Source organism: Burkholderia sp. SIMBA_051 (assembly GCF_046534915.1).
GTDB lineage: Bacteria > Pseudomonadota > Gammaproteobacteria > Burkholderiales > Burkholderiaceae > Burkholderia > Burkholderia ambifaria.
Genome location: NZ_JAWRXS010000015.1, coordinates 150,043 through 173,827 on the forward strand (window position 1 = coordinate 150,043; position 23,785 = coordinate 173,827).

Annotated in this window: 22 protein-coding genes; 3 read left to right on the top strand and 19 right to left on the bottom strand. The window is 67.1% G+C overall.

What is annotated here, in order from left to right:
- Positions 1-86 precede the first annotated feature (86 nt).
- Complete coding sequence (locus tag SB771_RS30060; RefSeq protein ID WP_006752972.1) at positions 87-800, bottom strand: transposase; 714 nt, start codon at positions 798-800, stop codon at positions 87-89.
- 193 nt (positions 801-993) lie between these two features.
- Between SB771_RS30060 and SB771_RS30065 the strand changes: the two genes are divergently transcribed.
- Positions 994-1,725 (top strand): OmpW/AlkL family protein, encoded by a 732-nt coding sequence (locus SB771_RS30065; protein WP_011655784.1) that lies wholly within the window; start codon positions 994-996, stop codon positions 1,723-1,725.
- Positions 1,726-1,892: 167 nt separating this feature from the next.
- Here the strand turns inward: SB771_RS30065 and ugpQ are convergent, their stop codons facing one another.
- From ugpQ to SB771_RS30125, 12 genes are all read right to left on the bottom strand, one after another.
- Complete coding sequence (gene ugpQ / locus SB771_RS30070) at positions 1,893-2,657, bottom strand: glycerophosphodiester phosphodiesterase (RefSeq protein ID WP_175661887.1); 765 nt, start codon at positions 2,655-2,657, stop codon at positions 1,893-1,895.
- Between the two features lie 28 nt (positions 2,658-2,685).
- Positions 2,686-3,771, bottom strand: a complete 1,086-nt coding sequence (locus SB771_RS30075; protein WP_175661886.1) for a sn-glycerol-3-phosphate import ATP-binding protein UgpC — start codon at positions 3,769-3,771, stop codon at positions 2,686-2,688.
- Between the two features lie 31 nt (positions 3,772-3,802).
- On the bottom strand, positions 3,803-4,648 hold the full coding sequence (gene ugpE, locus SB771_RS30080) for a sn-glycerol-3-phosphate ABC transporter permease UgpE (RefSeq protein ID WP_011655781.1): 846 nt from the start codon (positions 4,646-4,648) through the stop codon (positions 3,803-3,805).
- Entirely contained in the window at positions 4,645-5,529 is an 885-nt protein-coding gene (gene ugpA / locus SB771_RS30085; protein WP_175661885.1) for a sn-glycerol-3-phosphate ABC transporter permease UgpA, read from the bottom strand. Before ugpA ends, ugpE begins: the two co-directional genes overlap by 4 nt.
- A gap of 96 nt (positions 5,530-5,625) precedes the next feature.
- Positions 5,626-6,960 carry a sn-glycerol-3-phosphate ABC transporter substrate-binding protein UgpB gene (gene ugpB, locus SB771_RS30090; RefSeq protein ID WP_105834639.1) on the bottom strand — a complete coding sequence of 445 codons (1,335 nt, stop codon included), beginning with the start codon at positions 6,958-6,960 and terminating at the stop codon, positions 5,626-5,628.
- Between the two features lie 88 nt (positions 6,961-7,048).
- A complete protein-coding gene (locus tag SB771_RS30095; protein ID WP_085963048.1) occupies positions 7,049-8,233 on the bottom strand; it encodes a deoxyguanosinetriphosphate triphosphohydrolase in 1,185 nt (394 codons plus the stop codon).
- A gap of 65 nt (positions 8,234-8,298) precedes the next feature.
- Positions 8,299-9,378 (bottom strand): 3-dehydroquinate synthase, encoded by a 1,080-nt coding sequence (gene aroB / locus SB771_RS30100; RefSeq protein ID WP_175661884.1) that lies wholly within the window; start codon positions 9,376-9,378, stop codon positions 8,299-8,301.
- The gene (locus tag SB771_RS30105; protein ID WP_011655776.1) at positions 9,375-9,929 is read right to left on the bottom strand and encodes a shikimate kinase; all 555 of its coding nucleotides are present in this window, start codon (positions 9,927-9,929) and stop codon (positions 9,375-9,377) included. The genes aroB and SB771_RS30105 overlap by 4 nt, the downstream gene beginning before the upstream one ends.
- Positions 9,930-9,968: 39 nt before the next feature.
- On the bottom strand, positions 9,969-11,630 hold the full coding sequence (locus tag SB771_RS30110; protein WP_175661883.1) for a type IV pilus secretin PilQ: 1,662 nt from the start codon (positions 11,628-11,630) through the stop codon (positions 9,969-9,971).
- Positions 11,627-12,499 (bottom strand): pilus assembly protein, encoded by an 873-nt coding sequence (locus SB771_RS30115; RefSeq protein WP_175661882.1) that lies wholly within the window; start codon positions 12,497-12,499, stop codon positions 11,627-11,629. The genes SB771_RS30110 and SB771_RS30115 overlap by 4 nt, the downstream gene beginning before the upstream one ends.
- Entirely contained in the window at positions 12,496-13,128 is a 633-nt protein-coding gene (locus SB771_RS30120) for a fimbrial protein (protein WP_175661881.1), read from the bottom strand. Before SB771_RS30120 ends, SB771_RS30115 begins: the two co-directional genes overlap by 4 nt.
- Entirely contained in the window at positions 13,125-14,048 is a 924-nt protein-coding gene (locus tag SB771_RS30125; RefSeq protein ID WP_175661880.1) for a competence protein ComA, read from the bottom strand. Before SB771_RS30125 ends, SB771_RS30120 begins: the two co-directional genes overlap by 4 nt.
- Before the next feature lie 220 nt (positions 14,049-14,268).
- Between SB771_RS30125 and SB771_RS30130 the strand changes: the two genes are divergently transcribed.
- Complete coding sequence (locus tag SB771_RS30130; protein WP_410721228.1) at positions 14,269-16,662, top strand: penicillin-binding protein 1A; 2,394 nt, start codon at positions 14,269-14,271, stop codon at positions 16,660-16,662.
- Positions 16,663-16,757: 95 nt separating this feature from the next.
- Here the strand turns inward: SB771_RS30130 and cyaY are convergent, their stop codons facing one another.
- Positions 16,758-17,084 carry an iron donor protein CyaY gene (gene cyaY / locus SB771_RS30135; protein ID WP_175661878.1) on the bottom strand — a complete coding sequence of 109 codons (327 nt, stop codon included), beginning with the start codon at positions 17,082-17,084 and terminating at the stop codon, positions 16,758-16,760.
- Positions 17,085-17,123: 39 nt separating this feature from the next.
- Here cyaY and lptM point away from each other — a divergent pair, with 39 nt between their 5' ends.
- Positions 17,124-17,402: an LPS translocon maturation chaperone LptM gene (lptM, locus tag SB771_RS30140; protein ID WP_011655770.1), complete on the top strand. Its 279-nt coding sequence runs from the start codon at positions 17,124-17,126 to the stop codon at positions 17,400-17,402.
- An 84-nt stretch (positions 17,403-17,486) separates the two neighbouring features.
- Here lptM and msrQ read toward each other — a convergent pair whose 3' ends face one another.
- The 5 genes from msrQ to SB771_RS30165 form a co-directional block, all read right to left on the bottom strand.
- Complete coding sequence (gene msrQ, locus SB771_RS30145; RefSeq protein WP_175661877.1) at positions 17,487-18,176, bottom strand: protein-methionine-sulfoxide reductase heme-binding subunit MsrQ; 690 nt, start codon at positions 18,174-18,176, stop codon at positions 17,487-17,489.
- A gap of 20 nt (positions 18,177-18,196) precedes the next feature.
- Positions 18,197-19,192 carry a protein-methionine-sulfoxide reductase catalytic subunit MsrP gene (msrP, locus tag SB771_RS30150; RefSeq protein WP_175661876.1) on the bottom strand — a complete coding sequence of 332 codons (996 nt, stop codon included), beginning with the start codon at positions 19,190-19,192 and terminating at the stop codon, positions 18,197-18,199.
- A 158-nt stretch (positions 19,193-19,350) separates the two neighbouring features.
- Positions 19,351-20,541 carry a c-type cytochrome biogenesis protein CcsB gene (ccsB, locus tag SB771_RS30155; RefSeq protein WP_175661875.1) on the bottom strand — a complete coding sequence of 397 codons (1,191 nt, stop codon included), beginning with the start codon at positions 20,539-20,541 and terminating at the stop codon, positions 19,351-19,353.
- 4 nt (positions 20,542-20,545) lie between these two features.
- Positions 20,546-22,762, bottom strand: coding sequence for a cytochrome c biogenesis protein ResB (locus SB771_RS30160; protein ID WP_175661874.1), 2,217 nt, complete (start codon positions 22,760-22,762; stop codon positions 20,546-20,548).
- A gap of 200 nt (positions 22,763-22,962) precedes the next feature.
- Complete coding sequence (locus tag SB771_RS30165; protein ID WP_006758792.1) at positions 22,963-23,616, bottom strand: c-type cytochrome; 654 nt, start codon at positions 23,614-23,616, stop codon at positions 22,963-22,965.
- Between the last annotated feature and the right edge of the window lie 169 nt (positions 23,617-23,785).

The window sequence follows — 23,785 nt, forward strand, 5'->3', positions numbered from 1 at the left end:
CTGGTGCTCTTTTATTGGGGCCGTATCGTTTTGGTGCAAAAAGAAGCGGCGCCCGCGGCGCCGCCTCGTGATCCGCCTGTCCCGCGCTATTGCTGGATGGGCGGCGTGTTTTCACGCACCTTTCTGGGGCGTCCACGCGGCAGCGGCGACACGCGACGATTCGCGGTGCGGGCCGCCCACTCGCGGTAATTCTCGCCGCCGAGCACCCAGCCCTTCAGCGTCGCTTGTTGAAGCTGATCGGCCTGCCGCTCGTCGAGCGGCTGTTCGCACAGCTCCTTGTACGCACGCTGCCGGTCGAACGGCGTGTTGCCGAGCGCCCAGTAGAGCGGATGGTCGGTGATCAGGCTGTCGACGGTGAGCCCGACGTGGTGCCGGTAGCTCGACCAGCGATAGGCGTCGGGCGTCGCGACGAGCTGCGCGCGCACCGGACTCATCTCGACCACGCGGCTCGCGAGCAGGAAATAGCGCTCGCCTTCGATCACGGTCGCCCGATAGCGGCCTTCCCACAGGGTGCCGCGACGCGAATAGCGCCGGTTGAAATGCGCGACGTAGCGGCGGCCGACCGCCTGCATCGCCTTCGGCAGGCTCGCCTCGTCGCTCGGCGTCACGAGGAGTTGCACCTGACGCGGGAGCAACACATAGGCATGCACCGAAAGATGGTGATCGCGTGCCGCGGCCTTCAGGCAATCGATGAAGAGTTCGTAGTCCTGGTCGTCGACGAACGCGGGTTGCTGATCCAGGCCGCGCAGTATCACGTGCTGCGGCTGGTCGGGAACGTAGAGTCGTGCTAACCGTGCCATGCTGAATGTCCGTTTGAACGCGTTAGGAAATACCCGAAGGTCCGAAAGTGCGCACCTGCGTAGAATGCCTGTCCCTACGGGGCGCGGAAGCGTACGGTCGTGCGAATCCTAGGGAGAAAGCTCTAACTTGCGAGCTTGTTTGGTTTTAAACGCAGTCGTCATAATGAGCACGCCTTTGATCGGAGGAGACACAATGAAACGAAAACTGGCCATTACGGGGGCCGCAGCGCTCGCATTCGCATTTGCGGGCGGCCCGGCACACGCACAATCCGCAGGTGACTTCTACGTCAGCACCGGCTGGCTGCACCTGTCGCCGCAGGACAGCAGCGACCCGCTGTTCGTCTACCGCGTCGGCGGCACGCCCATCAACCAATCGATTCCCAATACGGGCGCCGGCATCAACGACGCCGATACGCTCGGCCTCGCCGCGGGCTACTTCGTTACCGACCACATCTCCACCGAGCTCGTCATGGGGATACCGCCGAAGTTCGACATCACCGGCAAGGGTCGGTTCGAAAACTTCGGCGTACTCGGCCGTGCGTACCAGTGGAGCCCCGCCCTGTTGCTTCGCTACCACTTCAACGACGCCAACGCGAAGTTCCGTCCGTATCTCGGCGTCGGCGCGACGTATGTCTGGTTCACCGGCGCAAAGATCACGAACAGCAGCTTCGAGAACGGCGTGCTCGGCGGCCCGACCAGCGCGACGACCAGCAACCAGTGGGCGCCCGTGCTCAATGCCGGCTTCACGTACAACTTCACGAAGCATTGGTTCGGGGGCCTGTCGATCTCGTACATCCCGGTCAGCGTGACCGCCACCTTCACGACGGCCCGCAGAACGCCGGTCGGCACCCTGACCGAAACGTCGAAAGCGAAGATCTCGCTGAACCCGATCGTCACGTACCTGAACGTCGGCTACCGCTTCTAAGCGTAGTCGAATATTTGGGGAATGGTTAATCCTGCTGCAATTTGTAGCGGATTTTTCCCGACGTAACGTCTCCACGATGCAAAACGCCCCGGCGGGAATCCCGTCGGGGCGTCGTTTTTTCGCGTCACGCAGGTTCCCGGACAGAATTTTGCCCGGGGTGCGCGGCGCTATACGAGGTCGTCGAGTGCCGTCGGGCCGATCAGGTCGATCCGGTCCGTGCAGACCGCGTCGACGCCCCAGCGCACGAGTTCGCGCGCCCGTTCGAGGTCGTTGACCGTGTAGACCAGGATGCGCAGCCCGGCCGCCTTGATCGCCCGCACGAGCGGTTCGTCGAGCCGTTTGTGGTCTGCATGCAACGAAACGCAGCCGAGCGCCCTGACGACCTGCGCATGCCAGTCGTCCGGCACGGCTTCGTAGAGCATCCCGCGCGGCAGCGCCGGCGCGGTCGCGCGCGCCTGTTGCAGCGCATCGAACGAAAACGACGACAGCAGCGGCGGCACCGCCGCGCCGTGCCAATACGCAGCCGCGTCGGCCGCCACGCGCTGCCCGGTTTCGCGCTCGCGCCCCGGGCACGGCTTGATCTCGACATTCGCGGCCAGCCCGTGGGCGATGCAGCGCGCCGCCGCCGCCTCGAGCGTCGGCATCCGCTCGCCCGCGAAGCGCGCGTCGAACCACGCGCCGGCGTCGAGCGCGGCCAGCGCTGCATAACGCATGCCCGCCGCCGGCCCGCGGCCGTTCGACGTGCGGTCGACCGTGTCGTCGTGGAGCAGGAACGTCACGTCGTCGGCTGACAGCTTCGCGTCGAACTCGACCATCCGGTGCCCGCGCCGCGCGCCCTCGTCGAGCGCTGCAAGCGTGTTCTCCGGCGCAAGCGTGCCGCCGCCGCGATGGGCGACCACGCGCGGATAGGGCCAGTCGGTACGGGAAGTCATCGTGCGCCTCGCAGCGGGTTCGTCAGGGTCAGCCGGCACGCTTGCCGGTCTCGGGATCGAAGAAATGCAGCCGGTGCGAGGGCAGCGCGGCGCCCAGCGCCGTGCCGCGCGCGGGACGATCCGCGTGCGGCAGGCGTACCACGACGTCGTGGTTGCCCCAGCGGCCGTGCGCGAGGTTGTCCGCGCCGAGCAGCTCGCACGAATCGACCGGCAACGATGCCTGCGCGACGCCCGGCTGCGGCGTCATGTGCTCCGGGCGCACGCCGAGCACCCAGTCGCGCCCGGTGGCGATCGTGGTGCCGATGCCGGGCGCGCCGGCGACCGGCAGCGCCGGACCGCCGCCCGCGACCGCAAAGGTCGCGCCATCCTCGGACAGCCGACCATGCATCAGGTTCATCGCCGGGGAGCCGATGAAGCCCGCGACGAACACCGTCTCCGGCTTCTCGTACACGTCGACCGGCGCGCCGATCTGCTCCGCATAGCCGCGGTTCATCACGATCACGCGCTGCGCGAGCGTCATCGCCTCGATCTGGTCGTGCGTCACGTACACGCTCGTCGTCGCGAGCCGCGCATGCAGCCGCTGGATCTCGAGCCGCATCTGCACGCGCAGCTTCGCATCGAGGTTCGACAGCGGCTCGTCGAACAGGAACACCGACGGCTCGCGCACGATCGCACGCCCCATCGCGACGCGCTGCCGCTGGCCGCCCGACAGTTCGCGCGGGCGCCGCGCGAGCAGCGGCTCGAGTTCGAGGATCTTCGCGGCCGCGGCTACCCGCGAGTCGATCGTCGCGCGCTCGATGCCGCGAATCTTCAGCCCGTAGCCCATGTTCTGCGCGACCGTCATGTGCGGATAGAGCGCGTAGTTCTGAAACACCATCGCGATGTCGCGATCCTTCGGCTCCAGCGCGTTGACCACGCGGTCGCCGATCGCGATCTCGCCGTCCGTCACCGTCTCGAGCCCCGCGATCATCCGCAGCAGCGTCGACTTGCCGCAGCCCGACGGGCCGACCAGCACGACGAATTCGCCGTCGGCGATCTCCACGTCGATGCCGTGCAGCACGTGCTGCTTGCCGTCGTAGGATTTCCTGACGCCCTTCAAGCTCAGCGCAGCCATACTTGGTCCTTCTCCCGGTTGCCGTCCGTGTTCATTTCTCGGAATCGACGAGGCCGCGCACGAACCAGCGCTGCATCGCCAGCACGACGACGAGCGGCGGAATCATCGCCAGCAGCGTCGCCGCCATCACGTATTGCCATTCGGTCGCGGCGTCGCCACTCGCGATCATCGTCTTGATGCCCACCACCGCCGTCGACAGCGACGCCTCCGTCGTGATCAGGATCGGCCACAGATACTGGTTCCAGCCGTAGATGAAGGTGATCACGAACAGCGCCGCGATGGTCGTCTTCGACAGCGGCAGCACGACGTCCCAGAAGAAGCGCATCGGCCCCGCGCCGTCGATGCGCGCGGCGTCCATCAGCTCGTCGGGCAGCGTCATGAAGAACTGGCGGAACAGGAACGTCGCCGTCGCCGACGCGATCAGCGGCAGCGTGAGCCCCGCGTAGGCGTTCGTCAGGTGCAGCGTCGACACCACCTGCACGGTCGGGAAGATCCGCACCTCGACCGGCAGCATCAGCGTGATGAAGATCAGCCAGAACGCCGTGTTGCGGAACGGGAAGCGGAAATAGACGATCGCGTACGCGGACAGGATGGACACCGCGATCTTGCCGACCGCGATCCCGAGCGCCATCACGAAGCTGTTGACGAGCAGCCGGCCGAACGGCGCGGTCGTGCCGCCGCTGCCGTGCCCCCAAATGTACGCGATGTTCTCCAGCAGGTGCGTGCTCGGCACCAGCGACAGCGGGATCGTGAACACTTCCTGCGCGTTCATCGTCGCCGCGCAGAATGCGACGTAGACGGGGAACACGATCGCCACGACGCCCGCGACCAGCACCGCGTGGCAGAACAGGTCGAAACCCTTGCGATTTTCGATCATGCGTATTGCACCCTGCGTTCGACGAAGCGGAACTGGATCACCGTGAGCCCGACGACGATGATCATCAGCACGACCGACTGCGCGCCCGAACTGCCGATGTCGAGCCCCTGGAAGCCTTCCGTGAAGATCTTGTAGATCAGCGTCTTGGTGCTTTGCGCGGGGCCGCCCGCGGTGGCCGCGTCGATCACCGGGAACGTGTCGAAGAACGCGTAGACGAGGTTCACGACGAGCAGGAAGAAACTCGTCGGCGACAGCAGCGGCAGCACGATGTTGAAGAAACGCCGCACCGGCCCGGCGCCGTCGATCGCCGCCGCCTCGATCAGCGAGCGCGGAATCGCCTGCAGCCCCGCATAGAAGAACAGGAAGTTGTAGCTCACCTGCTTCCACACCGACGCGAGCACGACGAGGAACATCGCCTGGCTGCCGTTCAGCGCGTGATTCCAGACAATGCCGCCCTTTGCGAGCGCATAGGTGACGAGGCCGATGCTCGGGTTGAACAGGAACGCCCACAGCACGGCGGCGATCGTCGGCGCGACCGCATACGGCCAGATCAGCAGCGTGCGGTACACGCGCGCGCCGCGGATCACGCGGTCGGCGCACGCGGCGAGCACCAGCGACACGACGAGCCCGCTGACCGTGACGAGCGAGCTGAACACCAGTGTCGTGCGGAACGAGTCGAGGTACAGCGGATCGGCGAACAGGTGCGTGAAATTCGCGAAGCCGACGAATTCGCTCGACGTGCCGAACGCATCCTGCATCTGCGTCGACTGCCACAGCGCGACGCCGGCCGGCCACAGGAAGAACACGGCGGTAATCGCGAGCTGCGGCGCGATCAGCAGGTACGGCAGCAGGCTCGCGCCGAAACGGGAACGGGATTCCATCGCGGGCATCCGGTCAGGCGAAACGGAAAGGGAACCGCGCCGCCGGCCCGCGCGCATGCGCGAGGCGGCGGCCGGCGGTACGGACGCGATGCGGGATCAGCCGCCCGACTTCTCGAAGCGGCGCAGCAGCTCGTCGCCGCGCGAGGCGGCCGAGTCGAGCGCGTCCTTCGGCGACTTCTTCTGCGCCCAGACCTGCTCCAGCTCTTCGTCGACGACCGTGCGGATCTGCGGCATGTTGCCCAGACGCAGCCCCTTCGTGTAGGGCAGCGGCGGCTTGTTCAACATCTGCTTGATCGCGGTTTCCGCGCTCGGGTTCTTCGCATAGAAGCCCTGCTGGCGCGTGAGGTCGTACGCGGCCGTCGTGACCGGCAGGTAGCCCGTTTCCTGGTGCCACTTCGCGGCGACCGGCGGCGAGGCGAGGAACGCGAGGAATTTCGCGACGCCCTTGTAGGTCGCCGGATCCTTGCCGGCCAGCACCCACAGGCTCGCGCCGCCGATGATCGCGTTCTGCGGTGCGCCCTTCACGTTCGCGTCGTACGGCATCATGCCCGTGCCGTAGCTGAACTTCGCGAATTTCTGCACGTTCGCGAGCGCGCCCGACGACGTCGTCAGGATCCCGCAGTCGCCGCTGTAGAACTTCGCCGACGCTTCGTCCTTGCGGCCCGCGTACGTGAACGTGCCGTCCTTCTGCATCTGCTGCAGGAACGCGATGTGGGCGATCTGCTGCGGCTTGTTGAATTCGAGCACCGCGTCGGCGCCGTCGAAGCCGTTGTTGCGGCTCGCGAACGGCAGCGCGTGCCACACGCTGTAGTTCTCGAGCTGGATCCAGCCCTGCCAGCCGGTCGTGAAGCCGCAGGTCATCCCGGACTTGCGCAGCTTCTCCGCATCGGCCTGCACGTCCGCCCACGTCTTCGGCGGCTGGTTCGGATCGAGCCCGGCCTTCTTGAACGCGTCCTTGTTGTAGTACAGCACCGGCGTCGAGCTGTTGAACGGCATCGACACGAGATGGCCCGTCTTCGCATCGCTGTAGTAGCTCGCGATGGTCGGCACGAACGCCTTTTCGTCGAGCGGCACGCCGGCCTGCTTGAACACGTCGTAGACGGGCACGACGGCCTTCTTCGCCTGCATCATCGTCGCGGTGCCGACTTCATAGACCTGCAGGATCGCCGGCGCGTTGCCGCTGCGATAGGCGGCGATGCCCGCCGCGAGCGCCTGGTCGTAAGTGCCCTTGAAGACCGGCACGATCTTGTAGTCGCTCTGCGATGCGTTGAACTGCGTGGCGAGCTCGTTCACGCGCTCGCCGAGCGCCGACTCCATCGCATGCCAGAACTGGATCTCCGTCGCGGCGAACGCCGCATGCTGCACACCGAACATCAGCGCGCCGCCAAGCGCGATCGAGCGAATCGTGGTCCCCGCAGGCTTCTTCTTCATCGACCTCTCCTATGAAAACGTTACCAACAGCGTGTGCAACATTCCCGTCGCCATTGAACCGGCGAAGTCTAGTGATCGTTTGTGACAGTCAGTTGTCGTTGACGACGAACAGGCGCTGGTATTCCTTCAGCGCGAAGCGGTCGGTCATGCCGGCGATGTAGTGCGCGACGAGGCGCGGCTGCTGCGCTTCGTCGTCCGACTGGTACGGCGGCGGCAGCAGGCGCGGATCGTCGATGAACGCGTCGAACAGCCCGGTGACGACGCGCTGCGCCTTGTTCGCCATGCGCATCACCTTGTAATGGCGGTACAGGTTCTTGAACAGGAAACGCTTGAGGGCGGCGGCCTGCGCGGCGACCGCTTCGCTGTGCGCGACGAGCGGCGGCGCCGCGCGCACGTCGTCGAGCGACGCGGGCGCGACGCGCATGAGATTGCGCGTGGTCTCGTCGATCAGGTCGACGATCAGCGTGTTGATGATGCGGCGCACCGTCTCGTGCACGAGGCGGCGGCCTTCGAGATGCGGGAACTCCGCCAGCGCGGCCTCGTAGTGGCGCTGCCAGAGCTCGACTTCGGCGAGCTGCCCGATCGTGATGAGGCCCGAGCGCAGGCCGTCGTCGACGTCATGGTTGTTGTATGCGATTTCGTCCGCGATATTCGCGAGTTGCGCCTCCAGCGACGGCTGGCGCCCTTGCAGGAACCGTTCGCCGAGCGCGCCGAGCTTGCGCGCATTCTCGCGCGAGCAGTGCTTGAGGATGCCTTCGCGCGTCTCGAAACACAGGTTCAGGCCGTTGAATGCGCCGTAATGCTCCTCGAGCTCGTCGACGACGGCCAGGCTCTGCAGGTTGTGCTCGAAGCCGCCGTGCTCGCGCATGCATGCATTCAGCGCGTCCTGCCCGGCATGGCCGAACGGCGTATGGCCGAGATCGTGCGCGAGCGAGATCGCTTCGACGAGATCCTCGTTCAGGCGCAGGTTGCGCGCGACCGAGCGGGCGATCTGCGCGACTTCGAGGCTGTGCGTGAGGCGCGTGCGGAACAGGTCGCCTTCGTGATTGACGAAGACCTGCGTCTTGTATTCGAGCCGGCGAAACGCGGTCGAATGAACGATGCGGTCGCGGTCGCGCTGGAATTCGGTGCGCGCCGCCGGCGGCGTTTCCGGATGGCGGCGGCCGCGAGACTGCGACGCGTGGGCGGCATACGGAGCGAGATGGGCTTCCAGCGCCGCCAGCGTCGGCGGCTCGACCAGCGTCGCGACGGATGCGCGGCCGGCCTCGGGCAGTTTGCTGCTGGATGTCTCGCTCACGTCTGCTCCATGTCAGTGGCGCCGGGGCATCCGGGGCGCCGTTACCGGGTCGTCTGCGCCAGTGTAGCGAACACCGCTTCGTCGGGCGCCTGGGTGATCAGCGTATCGCCGAATCGCTTCAGCAGGATGAACTTGATCGCGCCGGCTTCGGCCTTCTTGTCGACACGCATCAGGTCCATGTAGCGCGCATCGCCGAGTGCCGGCCCGCGCACCGGCAAGTGCGCGGCGGCAATCACGGCATCGAGCCGCTGCCGCGACGCTTCGTCGAAGAGGCCGAGCCGCACCGACAGATCGGCCGCCATCACCATCCCGCAGCCGACCGCTTCGCCGTGCAGCCATTCGCCATAGCCGAGCCCGGCCTCGATCGCATGGCCGAACGTATGGCCGAAGTTCAGGATCGCGCGCAGGCCGCCTTCGCGTTCGTCGGCCGCGACCACGCTCGCCTTGATCTCGCACGAGCGCTTCACGGCATGCGCGAGCGCGGCCGGCTCGCGGCGGTTCAGCGCGTCGACGTTCGCCTCGATCCAGTCGAAGAATTCCGCATCGGCGATCGCGCCCGTCTTGATGACCTCGGCCACGCCGGCCGCCAGCTCGCGATCGGGCAGCGTGGTCAGCGCGCCGATATCGGCGATCACCGCCTGCGGCTGGTAGAACGCGCCGATCATGTTCTTGCCGAGCGGATGGTTGATGCCGGTCTTGCCGCCGACCGACGAATCGACCTGCGACAGCAGCGTCGTCGGCACCTGGATGAACGGCACGCCGCGCATGTAGCACGCGGCGGCGAAGCCGGTCATGTCGCCGATCACCCCGCCGCCGAGTGCGACGAGCGTCGTCTTGCGGTCGGCGCGCTCGGTCAGCAGGCCGTCGAAGATCAGGTTCAGCGTTTCCCAGTTCTTGTAGGCCTCGCCGTCAGGCAGCACGACCGTCGATACGCGCTTGCCGAGCGGCGCGAGCGCCGCGCGCAGCGCGTCGCCGTAGAGCGGATCGACCGTCGTGTTCGTGACGATCGTGACCGACGAACCGGTGATATGAGGGGCGAACAGGTCGGTGCGGCCGATCAGGCCGGCACCAATGTGAATCGGGTAGGCGCGCTCGCCCAGGTCGACGTTGACGGTAATCATGCTTGTAGCGGCTTGGCGATGACGCCTGCGAGTTCGAGTTGCATCAGCACCATGTTGACGAGGCCGTTGACCGACGGACGGCCGGTCTCGATGATGAAGTCCGCGCATTCGCGGTACAGCGGGTCGCGCACTTCGTAGAGCGCTTCGAGACGCGCCTTCGGATCGCCGGTCTGCAACAGCGGGCGGTTCTTGTCCTTGCGCGTGCGCAGCCACAGATCGTGCGGATTGGCGCGCAGATAGATGACGATGCCGTGGCCTTTCAGGCAATCGCGATTTTCGGCGCGCAGCACCGCGCCGCCGCCCGTCGCGAGCACGATGTTCTCGCGCTGCGTGAGATCGGCGATCACCTGCGATTCGCGGTCGCGAAAGCCGGCCTCGCCCTCCATCTCGAAGATCACCGGAATGCGCGCACCCGTGCGGGCCTCGATTTCGTGGTCGGAGTCGAAGAACGTCCTGTCGAGCCGGCGCGCGACCGCACGGCCCACGGTGGTCTTACCCGCTCCCATAAGGCCGACGAAAAATACGTTTGCGTGTGGGTCCCGCGCTTGCAACGGCTTCCTCTGCTTGAATCTGCTGGTGTGTGGCGCAGCTTACTGGCAAAGCGGCTGCCTTGTCGAGCCTGCGCCGCCCGCTTCCGGCCCCCTTTTTCCCGCGTCCGCGTCGCCCCCGCCGGGCGTGTCGCACTGCGTGCCGACGACCGTCGGCGTGATGAAGACGACCAGTTCGCTGCGCTGGTCGCGCCGCGCGCGGTGCCGGAAAAGCGCGCCCAGTATCGGTATTTTGCCCAAGAGCGGCACCCGCGTCACATCATCCCGGTTCAGCTGCTCATAAATCCCGCCGATCGCGACCGTCCCGCCGTTTTCGACCTCCACGCGCGTCTGGACGTGCTTCGTATGAATCGCGGGGCCGGCCGCGGTCGGCTCCCCGATGCTGTCCTTCGTCACGTCCAGGTCGAGCACGACGCGCCCGTCGGGCGTGATCTGCGGCTCGACCTCGAGCTTCAGCGTCGCGCGGCGGAACTGCACGCCGCTCACGCCATTGCCGACCTTGGCCTGATACGGCAGCTCCGAGCCCTGTTCGACGATCGCCTTCACGCGGTCGGCCGTGACCACCCGCGGGCTGGAGACGATCTGGCCCCGCCCCTGTGCCTCGAGCGCGCTCAGCTCGACGTCGAGTACGCGGCTGAGCGGCGCGGCGAACAGTGTGAAGCCGGCCGTCGCCGCCTCGAAGCCGCCGAGCGGCCGCGCGGCGAGATCGAGCGCGTTGCGCGTGTCGGTCGCGGATGCCGCGCCATCGGCGGTGGGCGCCCGCCCCTGCGCGCGCAACGCGATGCGAGCGCCGAGGTTACGCGAGAAGCCCTGTTCGCCTTCGACGATGCGCGCCTCGATCCGCACCTGTCGCGACGGCCGGTCGATCGCGTCGATCAGCCCCGCGATCTGCGCGATGCGCGGCGCAAGATCGGTGACGAACAGCAGGTTCGTGCGCGGATCGGCCGCCGCGGCACCGCGCTTCGACAGCAGGCGCTGGCCGGTCGCACCGGCCAGCAGCCGCTGCACGTCCAGCGCGCGCGGGTAGTGCAGCGCGAAGGTCCGGCTCGCGAGCGGCTCCAGATCGGCCGCGCGGGCGTGCGTTTCGAAGCGCTCGCGCTCGCGCGCGGCGAGTTCGGCAGCCGGCGTGACCCAGATCACGTTGCCCCGCCGCGACATGGCCAGCCCGTGCGTGTCGAGCAACGTATCGAATGCATCGCGCCAGCGGACATTGTTCAGACGTAACGTCACGGTGCCGCGCACCTGTTCACCGACGATGATGTTGAGCCCGGTGAATCGTGCGAGTGCGTCGAATGCGGCCGCGAGCCCGGCGCCTTGCAGGTTCAGCGAGATTCGCCGCGCGTCGTCCGCATCGCCGGGGTGCCGCGCCGTGGCGTCGCTCATGCGCGTCGGCGGCGGCAAGGGGATCGGCGGCCCTTCCAGCAACGGTACCGGCGCGGTCGTGCCTGCCCGAACGGCTGCACGCGCGGCCTGATCGAACGGCTGTGGGCCGTCCTGTGTGGATGCGGCACCGTTCATGCCGTCCGCGCCATCGAGCGTGCCCTGCGGCAGCGGTGTGTCCTCGACAGACGCTGGCACCGATGCGATCGACCAGCCGGCCGGCGGCAAAGGGGGCAACGGAGGCAATGGCGTTAGCGCCGCGTGCGCCGTGGCCACGCATGATGCGACCTGGAATGCGATCGCCCACCATCCGTATTTCGTCATGGACGACCTCCGTCGTCCATGACGAACCGGCGCGCGCCATCGGCCGTCGCAAGCGTCACGGCGCCGGCATCGACGCGCATCACCCGCGCGGCGCCAAGCGCTTCACCGCGGGCGACGGTCGCGAATCCAGCGTCACCGGCGTCGAACAACGCAAGCCCGGCGCGCGCGTCGCGAATGGTGCCGGCCAGACGCGGCACCGCATCGTCGGCTACCGTGAGCGAACCCGCGCCGCCGAATGGATCGTCGCCTGACGCACCGGCGAGCATGGGCGCCGCCCCATCCGGCAAACGGGCTCCCGGCAGCGCCGGAAACACGTCGATTGTCATGTCGACCCGCGCCGTGGGCGGTTTTCGTTCGATATGCAGGACCGACGGCACCACCAGCGCGGGCAAACCCGCCAGCCCGCCCATCAGCCTCAGCAGCGCCGGAAAGCCGCCGTCCGCGACGATCCGCACCGTACGCCGGCCATCCGGTGCTGCATCGTCCGCGCGCTGCGGTTCGATCGACACGATCCGCAGTCCGCTCGCTCCGGCCAGGTCGGCCAGTTCCAGCATCAGCGCGGGCCACGCCGGCGCACGCGTCGCGCTGACATTGCGCCCGGCGGCCGAGCCCGGGGCCGGGTCGTGCCGTTGCGCGGCGGCGAGTGCCCGCTGGGTGTCGGCGGCACGCGCCTGTGCCGTTGCCAGCAACGCGCGACTGCGCGCGAGCCCGCTCCAGTCGCCGGCATCCATCAGATGAATGCCGCCCACCAGCACGGACACGAATGCCACCACGCAGCCGATGGCGTGCGCGGTGGCCGGCGATACCCGCGCCACGTGGCCAAGCGCCCCGGCAACGCGCGGCACGGACCTATGCACGATCGCCGTCATGCGCCGCCTCCCGCTGCGCCTTGCGGCGACGCGTCGTGCCAGCGCACCTGTACTGAAAACCGGAACGGCGCGGCTGAAGCCGTGACCGGCGTGGCCGAAGCCTGTGTCAGCTCTCCGATATCGAATCGCCAGTCGCGCTGCTCGGCAGCGATCCGCGCGAGCCATCGCGCGGCCGCGCGGTAACTCGTCGCGCGCGCGTCGAGCACGGCGCCGGACGAAGTCGTGCGCAATGCGTCGAGCCGCACGGTGTCGTCGCGCACCTGCGCCAGCGTCGCGAGCAGCCCGGTGGCACGCCGGTAAGGCGCGGCAAGCACGACCGACCGCGCATCGCGTTGCGCGAGGTCGGCGGCCGCGCCGGCGGCACGCCGGACGGCCGCGACCTTGGGCTGCAATTGCCGCAGTTGCGCCTCCACCCGCGCACGCTCCGCATCCACGCCCCATCTCCACACAGTCTGCGCGCCCGTCCACACGCAGGCCCCGAACACGCCGAGCACGATCGCTGCTCCGCACTGCGTGGCACGGCGCCGCCGCAACGCGTGCGCCAGACGCTCCCGGTACGGCAGCAGATTGAAGCCGCCGAGCGCGGCGTGGCCGACGATGGTCCGCCCGAACCCCGTATCGGCCATCATTCCCACACCCCGCGCAGCGCCAGCCCGACCGCGAGGGCAAATGCCGCAGCGTCCGGCACACCGCCGGGCTCGCCCGGCAGCCCGTTCCATCCCGTGCAGTCGAACGGCACCGCCGCCACGCCGAGTGCATCTCCGATGTCCGCGACCGACGTACCGCAGCGGGCGATGCAGCGCGCGTCGCCGGCCACGAGCACGCAGCGCACCGGCTCGAATACGCACTGCCGCAATGCGTCGGGGAGCGCCGCCCGCACGTCGCCGGATACCGCGAGCATAGGCGCGGCAACCGGACCGTCGACCCGCCAGCCGCGCACACCCGTGTCGCCGAACCAGAATGCGGCGTACGGGCCGTGCGCGTCGAGCTCGAACTGTGCGGCATGGCGCAATGCGCGCAGCGCGGCTGCCGACTCGCCGTCGACGGCCGTCAGGTCGATGCCGGCCTGCGCGGCCACGTCGATCCGCCGCTCGAGCAAGGCCTGCGGCGCCACGGCGACCGCGATCTCGCCCGAATGCGCGCCATCTTCCTGCCGCCAGTCGAACGCGAAACTGTCCGGCGCCAGCCCCGAGATGCGTTCGGCCGCCTGCCGGGCGGCGTGGGCGACGTCCTCGCGCCCGGCCAGGTCGAGCGTTGCCGTGCGCATCTCGTCGTCGCGCAGCGCCATCACGCCATGCGCGCCGCAGCGCACGCCTGCCGCCGACAGCCGCGACACGGCGGCCGCCAACGCCCGTGCGACCGCGGCCCAGCGCGCGTCCTCCGGCCCGTCCGCGAGTCCTACCGGCTCCCGCTCGAGCCCTTCGACCCGCACATCCGCGCCCCGGCCGCGCCGGTTCAGCACGGCCACCCTCACCTCGTCCGCTCCGACGTCGATGCCCGTCGAACGGTGCCTGCCCGGCGCGAACCGCGCCGCCCATCGTGCTGTCATCCCAGCCTCCCGCGCTCGTTGCGGCCCACGCCGCGTTTCCGATGCCTGATTCTGCAAAGTGGCGCGTGCCTCCGACAGTCGGCCGGACGGCCAGGCATGGCGCGCGGCGGCCGCGCGGACGTTATGCTGGCGGCACCGCGATGCGCCGCTTTTCGCCGGCCACCCGTCGCGTCAGGGCCGGTCTTACCGGGCAGCTATAATCGCGGGACTGTTTTCCGGTATGCCTATGCAATCCACGTCTCCTACGTCCCCGCCTCCCCCGCCGGAGCCGAAGAAACGGCCCTGGTGGCAGAAAGCCCTGATCGGCGTCGCCGCGATGTGCGTGGCCCTCGTCGTGGCCGGCGGCCTCGTGCTCGGCTACGCGCTCGTCGTCGCGTGGCCGAACATGCCGTCGCTCGACGCGCTGACCGACTATCGTCCGAAGGTACCGCTGCGCATCTACACGTCCGATCACGTGCTGATCGGCGAATTCGGCGAGGAACGCCGCGACATCGTCCATTTCAAGGAGGTGCCCGACTCGCTCAAGAAGGCGATCCTCGCGATCGAGGACGCGCGCTTCTACGATCACGGCGGCGTCGACCTCACCGGCATCGCCCGCGCCGGTTTCGTCGCGCTGACGAACGGCCATGCGTCGCAGGGCGCGAGCACGATCACGATGCAGGTCGCGCGCAACTTCTTCCTGTCGAGCGAGAAGACCTACACGCGCAAGATCTACGAGATGCTGCTCGCGTACCGCATCGAGCGCGCGCTGACGAAGGATCAGATTCTCGAGGTCTACATGAATCAGATCTATCTCGGCCAGCGTGCGTACGGCTTCGCGAGCGCCGCGCGCGTGTATTTCGGCAAGGACCTGAAGGACATCACGCTCGCGGAAGCGGCGATGCTCGCGGGGCTGCCGAAGGCGCCGTCGGCGTATAACCCGGTCGTCAACCCGAAGCGCGCGAAGGTCCGCCAGGAATACATCCTGCAGCGGATGCTCGAGCTGAACTTCATCACGCGCGAGCAGTACGACGAGGCTGTCGCGCAGCCGCTCGTCGTCAAGGGCGCGGGCCGCGAGTTCAGCGTGCACGCCGAGTACGTCGCGGAAATGGTCCGGCAGATGATGTATGCGCAGTACCGTGAGGAAACCTACACGCGCGGCTTCAACGTCGTCACGACGATCGATTCCGCCGACCAGCAGGTCGCGTACACCGCGCTGCGCAAGGGCATCATGGATTACGAGCGCCGCCACGGCTATCGCGGGCCGGAAGGCTTCATCGAGCTGCCGGCCGGCGCCGACGACCGCGAACAGGCGATCGACGACGCGCTGCTCGAGCATCCCGACAACGGCGAACTGATCGCGGCGGTCGTCACCGCGGCCACCCCGCGCCAGATCACGGTGGCCTTCATCGACGGCAGCACCGCGACGATCGAAGGCGACAACCTGCGCTTCGCGTCGGGCGCGCTGTCGGCCAACGCGCAGCCGAACCGCCGCATCCGCCCGGGCGCGATCGTCCGTGTCGTGAAGAACGATGCCGGCAAGTGGTCGATCACGCAGTTGCCGCAGGTCGAGGGCGCGTTCATCTCGATCGTCCCGCAAGACGGCGCGATCCGCTCGCTCGTCGGCGGCTTCGACTACAACAAGAACAAGTTCAACCACGTCACGCAGGCGTGGCGGCAACCGGGTTCGTCGTTCAAGCCGTTCATCTACTCGGCGTCGCTCGACAAGGGCCTCGGGCCGGCCACGGTGATCAACGACGGCCCGCTGTATTTCAGCGCCGCGGAAACCGGCGGCCAGCCGTGGGAGCCGAAGAACTACGGCGGCGGCTTCGAAGGTCCGATGTCGATGCGCACCGCGCTGCAGCGCTCGCGCAACCTCGTGTCGATCCGGATCCTGAACCAGATCGGCACGAAGTACGCGCAGCAGTACATCACGCGCTTCGGCTTCGACGCCGACCGCCATCCGGCCTACCTGCCGATGGCGCTCGGGGCGGGCCAGGTCACGCCGCTGCAGATGGCCGGCGCGTACTCGGTGTTCGCGAACGGCGGCTTCCGCGTGAACCCGTACCTGATCGCCGAAGTGACCGATCCGAACGGCGCGATCGTCGCCCGCGCGCAGCCGCTCATCGCCGAGCAGAACGCGCCGCGCGCGATCGACGCACGCAACGCGTACGTGACGAACAGCCTGCTGCAGAGCGTCGCGCAGCGCGGCACGGGCGCACGCACCAACGTGCTGAAGCGCACCGACCTCGCGGGCAAGACCGGTACGACGAACGACTCGCACGACGCGTGGTTCGCCGGCTACCAGCACACGCTCGCGGCGATCGCGTGGATCGGCTACGACAACCCGCGCAGCCTCGGCGATCGCGAAACCGGCGGCGGCCTGTCGCTGCCGGTCTGGATCGAATACATGGGTGCGGCGCTGAAGGGCGTGCCGGAGTTCAAGCCGACGATGCCGGACGACGTCCAGTCGATCGGCGGCGAGCTGTACTTCACCGAGTTCACGCCGGGGCACGGCTTCGTGTCGACGGTCGGCGTGCCGCAGGCGCCGGCGGTGCAGGACACCGAGGAACCGGTGCCGCACGTCGACGAGCAGGAAAAGCAGGACATCATGAACCTCTTCCGCGGCCACTGACGAACGGCCCGGCCATGAAAAAAGCGCCCCGCTGGGGCGCTTTTTCTTTGTGCATTGATCCGACGTATCGGCGCCCGGCGGGCGGGCGAGCGTCGTTATGCGCGGAACGTGATCGCCAGGCCGGCCTGCTGCGTCGCGTAGTCGGTGAGCGCCGAGAAGAACTCGGTGCCGGTGCGCGTATCGCGCCATTCGCCGTCGACGAAACGGTAATGGAATCCGCCCGCCTTCGCGGCGATCCACAGCTCCTTCATCGGCGGCTGCAGGTTGATGATGATCTTCGAGCCGTTCTCGAACGTGAGCGTCAGCACGCTGCCGTTGCGCTCCAGATCGATGTCGTGATCGCCGTCGTTCGCGGCGTCCACGGTACGTTCGACGGACGCCAGCACAGCCTCGGCACGGGCCAGGTATTCAGTATCGGACATGCTAAACTCTATCGGTTAAATAATTGCTCAGGGACGATCATGCGAGTCGTTTTCCGGATGAGCGCGATTGTAGCGGCTTTGGCGATTCTTGCCGGCTGCGGGCAACGCGGTCCGCTCTATCTGCCTACCGTGCCCCCGTTGCCGGCGAAGCCCATCCAGCAACAGGACACGCCGCCGTCGGACGTCAAGCCGACCGATGAAAACGCGTCCGACAGTATTCCCGATTCTTCCGGCACGCCGCTTACGCTGTCTCCCGAGCTGTCGAGCAGTGCGCCGAAGCCCGCCACGCCGGCATCAGGCCCGGCCGCCGCGCAGTAGTCGCACGCCCGCCGCGGCGGTTTCTCTCGCGCCCCAAGGCGATGACTTCCGGTCATCGCCTTTTGTTTTTCTCAGGCCCGCACGTCAGGTACGGACGCGCCGCCAGCCCCATGCAAGCAGCCGCCAGCCGAGCAGCACCGCGACGATCGTCGCGTAGAGCCTCGGCTGCGCGAGATCGTGCTTGCCGGCCCGCATCCACCAGAAATGCAGCACGCCGAACAGCGCGATCGCATAGATCGCGCGATGCAGCGTGGCCCAGCGACGGCCGAGCCGGCGCACCATCGCACGCGGCGATGTCGCGGCCAGCGGAATCAGCAGCACGAACGCAGCGAAGCCGACCGTGATGAACGGACGCTTGCCGACATCCTTCAGGATCGCGAGCACGTCGAACCACTTGTCGAACCACAGGTACGTCGTGAAATGCAGCGTCGCATAAAAGAACGCGAACAGGCCGATCATCCGGCGAAAACGCAACAACGCAGGAACGCTCGTCACGTGCCGAAGCGGTGTGATGGCGAGCGTGACGCAGAGCATTATCAGCGTCCAGAGGCCCGTCGAACGCGTGATGAACTCGATCGGGTTCGCACCGAGCCGGTCGGTCAGCCCGAACAGCACGAGTCGCGCGAGCGGATAGAGGCCGGCCGCGAAAACCAGCACCTTGGCGGGCACCAGCCAGCGCGGCGACGTCGTACGCACGGCGCCGGCCCGGGCGCTACCCGCGGCTGCCGTGCGCGTGCCGGACGCGCGCACGGGCTCCAGTGTCGAAGGAGGCATGTCGTTTCTCACCGTCGCGCTCAGAAATTCTTTTTCAGATCCATGCCCTGATACATCGACGCGACGAGATCGCCGTAGCCGTTGAACATCAGCGTCTTGCGCTTCGGCGTGAAGAAGCCGTCCTCGCCGATCCGGCGCTCGGTCGCCTGGCTCCAGCGCGGGTGGTCGACGTTCGGGTTCACGTTCGAATAGAAACCGTATTCGTTCGACGCATACGTGTTCCAGCTCGTCTTCGGCTGCTTGTCGACGAAGCGGATCTTCACGAGCGACTTCGCGCTCTTGAAGCCGTACTTCCACGGCACGACGATGCGCACCGGCGCGCCGTTCTGGTTCGGCAGCACCTGACCGTAGACGCCCATCGTCAGCAGCGTCAGCGGATTCATCGCCTCGTCCATCCGCAGCCCTTCCGAGTACGGCCAGTCGAGCACCGGCGTCGACAACCCCGGCATCTGCGACGGATCGGCCAGCGTGACGAACTGCACGTATTTCGCGTTGCCGGTCGGCTGCACGCGCTTGATCAGCTCGGACAGCGGCACGCCGATCCATGGAATCACCATCGACCAGCCCTCGACGCAGCGCAGCCGATACACGCGCTCCTCGAGCGGCGCGAGCTTCAGCAGTTCGTCGAGATCGAATACCTTCGGATGCAGCACCTCGCCCTCGACACTCACGCGCCACGGGCGCGGCCGCAACGTGCTCGCGTTCTGCGCCGGGTCGCCCTTGTCGGTGCCGAATTCGTAGTAGTTGTTGTAGGACGTGATGTCCTTGAACGGCGTCACCTTGTCGGCCGCGACGAACTTCGGGTTCGTTTTCGCCGCGAGCTTCGCGGCCCGCGCGTCGGGCGACGCATACGCGGCGAACGCCGCGCCGCTGCCGCCCAGCAATCCGCCCGCCGCCGCCAGGCCGGCCGCCTGCAATACGCGCCGCCGGTTCTCGAACATCGCGCGCGGCGTAATCTCGCTCTGCGCGATATCACCGCCGGTCAGTACGGTGCGCCAAGGGGTTTTGATCCACATCGTGCTGCTCCTCCTGCATGCGCGGCGCGCACGCTTCATCAGCGTTCGACCCGGCCGACCATGCGCCGTTCGACGCCCGGGCCACCAGCCCGTTACAAAAGAAAACCGCCGGGCACGCAGTGCGCCGGCGGTCTTTTGTCGGACCAGCGTCGGAAATCTTACAGCTTGCCGTAGCTGTGCAGCCCGGACAGGAACATGTTGACGCCGAGGAACGCGAACGTCGTCACGAGCAGGCCCGTCAGCGCCCACCAGGCGGCGACCGCGCCGCGCAGGCCCTTCATCAGGCGCATGTGCAGCCAAGCCGCGTAGTTGAGCCACACGATCAGCGCCCAGGTTTCCTTCGGGTCCCAGCTCCAGTAGCCGCCCCATGCTTCGGCGGCCCAGAGCGCGCCGAGGATCGTCGCGATCGTGAAGAACGCGAAGCCGACCGCGATCGACTTGTACATCACGTCGTCCAGCACCTCGAGCGTCGGCAGGCGATCGGCGAGCACGCCGCGCTCCTTCATCAGGTACGCGACCGACACCATCGCCGACAGCGCGAAGCTGCCGTAGCCGATGAAGTTCGCCGGCACGTGGATCTTCATCCACCAGCTCTGCAGCGCCGGCACGAGCGGCTGGATCTGCTGCGCATCGCGCGCGACCGAGTACCACATCAGGAAACCGACAGCCGCACTGATGACCAGCAGCACGAATGCGCCGAGTGCGCGCGTGCCGTAGTGGCCTTCGTAATACAGATAAAGCAGCGCGGTGATCAGGCTGAACAGCACGAACACTTCATACAGGTTCGATACGGGGATATGCCCGACGTCGGCACCGATCAGGTAGGACTCGTACCAGCGCACCATTAGGCCGGTGAAGCCCATCAGCACGGCGACCCACGTGAGCTTCTGGCCGATCGCGGAACCCGACTCCGAGCGTGCGAGCAAGCCGATCCAGTAGAAGATCGTCGCGAGCACGAACAGCGCGCTCATCCACAGGATCGCGGACTGGCTCGACAGGAAGTACTTGAGGAAGAACGCCGAATCGGCGCGCGCGAGATCGCCCTGGTAGATCTGGATCGACAGCAGCGACAGCACCGCGATCGACGCCATCATCAGCCGGGCGGGCTTCCAGCGCCAGCCGAGCACGACAAGCGCCGGCACCGTGCCGATCATCACCGCCTTGTCGTAGTAATTCATGTGTTCGTTGTAGTGCACGAACGCATAGCCCGCGCCGACCACCAGCGCCAGCGCGAACAACCAGTCGATGATCGACAGGCGGGCGAGGAACGGACGGTCGTCGAACAACGGCGCCGGATTCGAGGCCTTTGCCGGCCCCGAAGGGGAAGAGGAAACTTGAGTGAGATCCATGATGTTACCGGGTGGAGTTCTCGGAATCGGAACCGCCGCCGGCGGGCGGACGGGCAGTCGCTGCCGCGCCTGCGGGCGCGGCGTCGCGCGGTGCGGCGCGCAAGGCGGCGCCGGCCGCGTCGCGCGTCTGCACGAATTCTTTCTCGAAATCGAAGGTCTTGCGGGCCGTGGACATCGCCATCACCACATCGACGCCCGAACCGGCATCCTTGAGCCAGAACCAGAGGCGCCGCTCGCGCACGTAGAACATCGAGAAGATGCCGGCGACCAACAGCAGGCTGCCAAGATACACCAGATTCTTGCCAGGTGCGCGCGTCAACTGAAATACCGAAGCTTGCACCTGCTTGAAGGAGTCAAGCTGCAAATAGACCGGCGATCCATACAAGAAGCTGTCCGATAGCGCATTGATCGCGTTCTGCACGAAGCGGATCGTGTCGGTGCCCTGCTGGGCGGCCGGCTCGCCGGCGCGCTCGCGCGCGATCTGCCAGACCTCCCACATCGAGCCCTCGAGCATGCGCAGCAGCAGGCTGGCCGCCTTTTCCTGCTCGGCCTTCGGCACCGAACGGTCGATGAACGTCGCCACCGCCTGGAAGCCGCCGATCGGCTGGCCGTCGGCGCCGCGACCGACGCTGTCGTCGCTCGCCGCGAAGAGGGTCAGCACCTTGAAGGCGCTGTCCTGCAGACGGCCGCGCAGCGACGCTTCGGTCGTCGGCAGCGAACGCTGAGCGAAACGCGCGGCGGCGTCGGCACGCACGGCCGGATCCTCGAGCGCGGCGCGCAGGCGCATCCATTCGCCGATCGAATCCTGGCTGTCGGCCGGAATCCGCATGTAGCGGAACGGATCGTTCGGGCTCCCGCGCACGCCGGCGAGGAACACGCGCGTGCCGCCCATGTCGACAGGCAGCATGTAGTTGTTGAATTCGCGCGCCTGACCGTCCTTGCCGCGAATCTTGTACTGCACCGACGGGCCGATGTTGTGGAGCTGCATCGGCTTCGACGTCTTCGCGCCCGAGCCGAGCCGCTCGTCGAACACCTCCTTCAGCGACTCCGTCTTCGCGACGCCGCGCACGTCCGGCTTGCCGTTCGCGTCGGCCATGTTTTCGACGTTGATCGCACGGAAGTCGGAGAACTCGATCGTGTCGCCGTCGCTGCCCGGCATCTGCAGCGGCGCCGTACTGCCGATCGTGCCCTTTACCGCGAAGGTCTTCGCGTTGTCGCCCGTCATCGGGTAGGCCGTCATCTGCATCTGCGAGCCGCCGTCCTGGAAGCTCGACTGGTAGATCGACACGCCCTTGTACGTGAACGGCTTGTTCACCTCGACGCGCGCCGGGATCTTCTGGCCCGTCTCGCGATCGATCACGACGATGTCGCTCGCGAACAGCTTCGGCATCCCCGTCGTGTAGTAGTCGACGATGAACTTGTTGAGCTGGATCGAGAACGGCAGGTCCTGGATCAGCGAGCCGCTCGGCTGGTTCAGGATCGCGGTCGACACGAACTGGCCTTCCGGCACCCACGCGTAGCCGCGGAACGTCGGGTTCGACGTGGACAGCCGGTGGTCGGGCGAGATTTCGCTGATCGTCGCGCTCGTGTTGACCGGGCTCTTGCCGAACATCCACATCTGGAATTTGATGGGCAGGTTGCTGTCGAGCAGGCCGCCGATACAGATCACGACGATCGCGAGGTGCGCGGAGATGTAGCCCCACTTCGTCAGCGCGCCGCGCTTCGCGGAGATCAGCGTCGCGCCGTCGGTTTCGCGCACCACGTGCTTGTAGCCGGCCTTCGCGACGAACGTGGCGAGCGTGGCCGCGACGGTCGCACGCGTGCCGGACGCCGTGTATTCGGCCTTGTGATGGAACGCGCGCAGGCTGCCTTCGCGGACCTTGTCCTTCCAGCTCTTCGCATCGGCGAGCATCTTCGGCGCATTGCGGATCACGCACAGCGAGATCGACGTGACAAGGAAGATCAGGATCAGCATGAACCACCACGCGCTGTACACGTTGTACAGGCCCAGCGAGCGGAAGATGTCCGCCCAGAACGGCCCGAACTGGTTCACGTAGTTCGGATACGGGTCATCCTGGGTCAGGACCGTGCCGATGATGCTCGCGATCGACAACACCACCAGCAGCGCGATCGCGAAGCGCATCGAGCTCACCAGCTCGATCGCGCGCCTGGACGCACTTTGACCCGACTTCGACTGCAACCCCGACGTGGTAACGCTCATTCAAACTCCGACTTTGGGGGAAACAGCCCCCACGCTCACTTTGTTCGCTGCCCCGGAAGGGGCGTCCGCACTCCCGGGGCGGCCCGGCGAGTGCCGACAAAAAAGGGCGAGGCCACCGCGATCGCGCGGCGCCCCACCCTTTTCTTGTTCTGGCTCCGGCTGCCCTTCGGGCGCCGGTCATTCCATTCGCGACGGCCCGTTCAACGCAGGCCCGCGATGTAATCCGCGACGGCCTTGATCTCGTTGTCCGACAGACGCGATGCGATCTGATGCATCGCCTCGTTGTTGTTGCGCGCGCCGGCACCCTGCTGGAACGCGGTCAACTGGGCAACCGTGTAATCGGCCCACTGCCCCGACAGACGCGGGTACTGGACCGGCAGCCCCTGCCCCGTCGGCCCGTGACAGCTCGCGCAGGCGGGGACACCCTTTTCCGCGATGCCGCCGCGATAGATCTTCTGGCCGATCGGCACGGTCGCCGCATCGCGTGCGGTGCCGAGCTTCGTTGCCTGCGAGCCGTAATAGGCGGCGACGTTGCGCATGTCGTCCGCACTCAACGCGCTCGCGAACCCGACCATCACCGGATTGGTCCGCGCCGGCCCCTTCGCGCCCGACTGGGTCTTGAAGTCGTTCAACTGCTTGACCAGATATTCGGGATGCTGGCCGGCGAGCTTCGGGAAACTGCCCGACGCGCTGTTGCCGTCGGCGCCGTGACATGACGCACACACCTGCCCGGCAATCGCCTTGCCGCGGTCCAGATCCGGCTTTGCCGCATCCGCCGCGTTTGCCTCCGCTACGAAACCTACGAACCCTGCTGCAACCTGAAGCACCATCAGAGACTTGCACAGTCGATTCATTCGCACACCCTGTTTCGTCTTGTGGGAATTTGAGGTTCTGCAAAAAACGACGTCGACCAGTCTACCGCAGAAGCTACATAAAAGCGCGAGGCAGGCGCCCGCAACTCTTCGGCAAAACCGGCGTATTGTACAATATCGCGCTGAAAGCTCCCGCGCCTATCGGGGCTAC

Excerpts from the sequence above, each read along its gene's own strand:
- aroB (WP_175661884.1), bottom strand. The coding sequence starts at position 9,378 with ATGATTACCGTCAACGTCGACCTGGGCGAGCGCGCCTACCCGATTCAC.
- SB771_RS30125 (WP_175661880.1), bottom strand. The coding sequence starts at position 14,048 with ATGACAGCACGATGGGCGGCGCGGTTCGCGCCGGGCAGGCACCGTTCG.
- SB771_RS30160 (WP_175661874.1), bottom strand. The coding sequence starts at position 22,762 with ATGAGCGTTACCACGTCGGGGTTGCAGTCGAAGTCGGGTCAAAGTGCG.
- SB771_RS30075 (WP_175661886.1), bottom strand. The coding sequence starts at position 3,771 with ATGGCTGCGCTGAGCTTGAAGGGCGTCAGGAAATCCTACGACGGCAAG.
- ugpA (WP_175661885.1), bottom strand. The coding sequence starts at position 5,529 with ATGGAATCCCGTTCCCGTTTCGGCGCGAGCCTGCTGCCGTACCTGCTG.
- SB771_RS30165 (WP_006758792.1), bottom strand. The coding sequence starts at position 23,616 with ATGAATCGACTGTGCAAGTCTCTGATGGTGCTTCAGGTTGCAGCAGGG.
- SB771_RS30065 (WP_011655784.1), top strand. The coding sequence starts at position 994 with ATGAAACGAAAACTGGCCATTACGGGGGCCGCAGCGCTCGCATTCGCA.
- cyaY (WP_175661878.1), bottom strand. The coding sequence starts at position 17,084 with ATGTCCGATACTGAATACCTGGCCCGTGCCGAGGCTGTGCTGGCGTCC.
- SB771_RS30110 (WP_175661883.1), bottom strand. The coding sequence starts at position 11,630 with ATGACGAAATACGGATGGTGGGCGATCGCATTCCAGGTCGCATCATGC.
- ugpE (WP_011655781.1), bottom strand. The coding sequence starts at position 4,648 with ATGATCGAAAATCGCAAGGGTTTCGACCTGTTCTGCCACGCGGTGCTG.
- lptM (WP_011655770.1), top strand. The coding sequence starts at position 17,124 with ATGCGAGTCGTTTTCCGGATGAGCGCGATTGTAGCGGCTTTGGCGATT.
- SB771_RS30120 (WP_175661881.1), bottom strand. The coding sequence starts at position 13,128 with ATGATGGCCGATACGGGGTTCGGGCGGACCATCGTCGGCCACGCCGCG.
- msrP (WP_175661876.1), bottom strand. The coding sequence starts at position 19,192 with ATGTGGATCAAAACCCCTTGGCGCACCGTACTGACCGGCGGTGATATC.
- ugpQ (WP_175661887.1), bottom strand. The coding sequence starts at position 2,657 with ATGACTTCCCGTACCGACTGGCCCTATCCGCGCGTGGTCGCCCATCGC.
- SB771_RS30130 (WP_410721228.1), top strand. The coding sequence starts at position 14,269 with ATGCCTATGCAATCCACGTCTCCTACGTCCCCGCCTCCCCCGCCGGAG.
- msrQ (WP_175661877.1), bottom strand. The coding sequence starts at position 18,176 with ATGCCTCCTTCGACACTGGAGCCCGTGCGCGCGTCCGGCACGCGCACG.
- ugpB (WP_105834639.1), bottom strand. The coding sequence starts at position 6,960 with ATGAAGAAGAAGCCTGCGGGGACCACGATTCGCTCGATCGCGCTTGGC.
- ccsB (WP_175661875.1), bottom strand. The coding sequence starts at position 20,541 with ATGGATCTCACTCAAGTTTCCTCTTCCCCTTCGGGGCCGGCAAAGGCC.
- SB771_RS30115 (WP_175661882.1), bottom strand. The coding sequence starts at position 12,499 with ATGACGGCGATCGTGCATAGGTCCGTGCCGCGCGTTGCCGGGGCGCTT.
- SB771_RS30060 (WP_006752972.1), bottom strand. The coding sequence starts at position 800 with ATGGCACGGTTAGCACGACTCTACGTTCCCGACCAGCCGCAGCACGTG.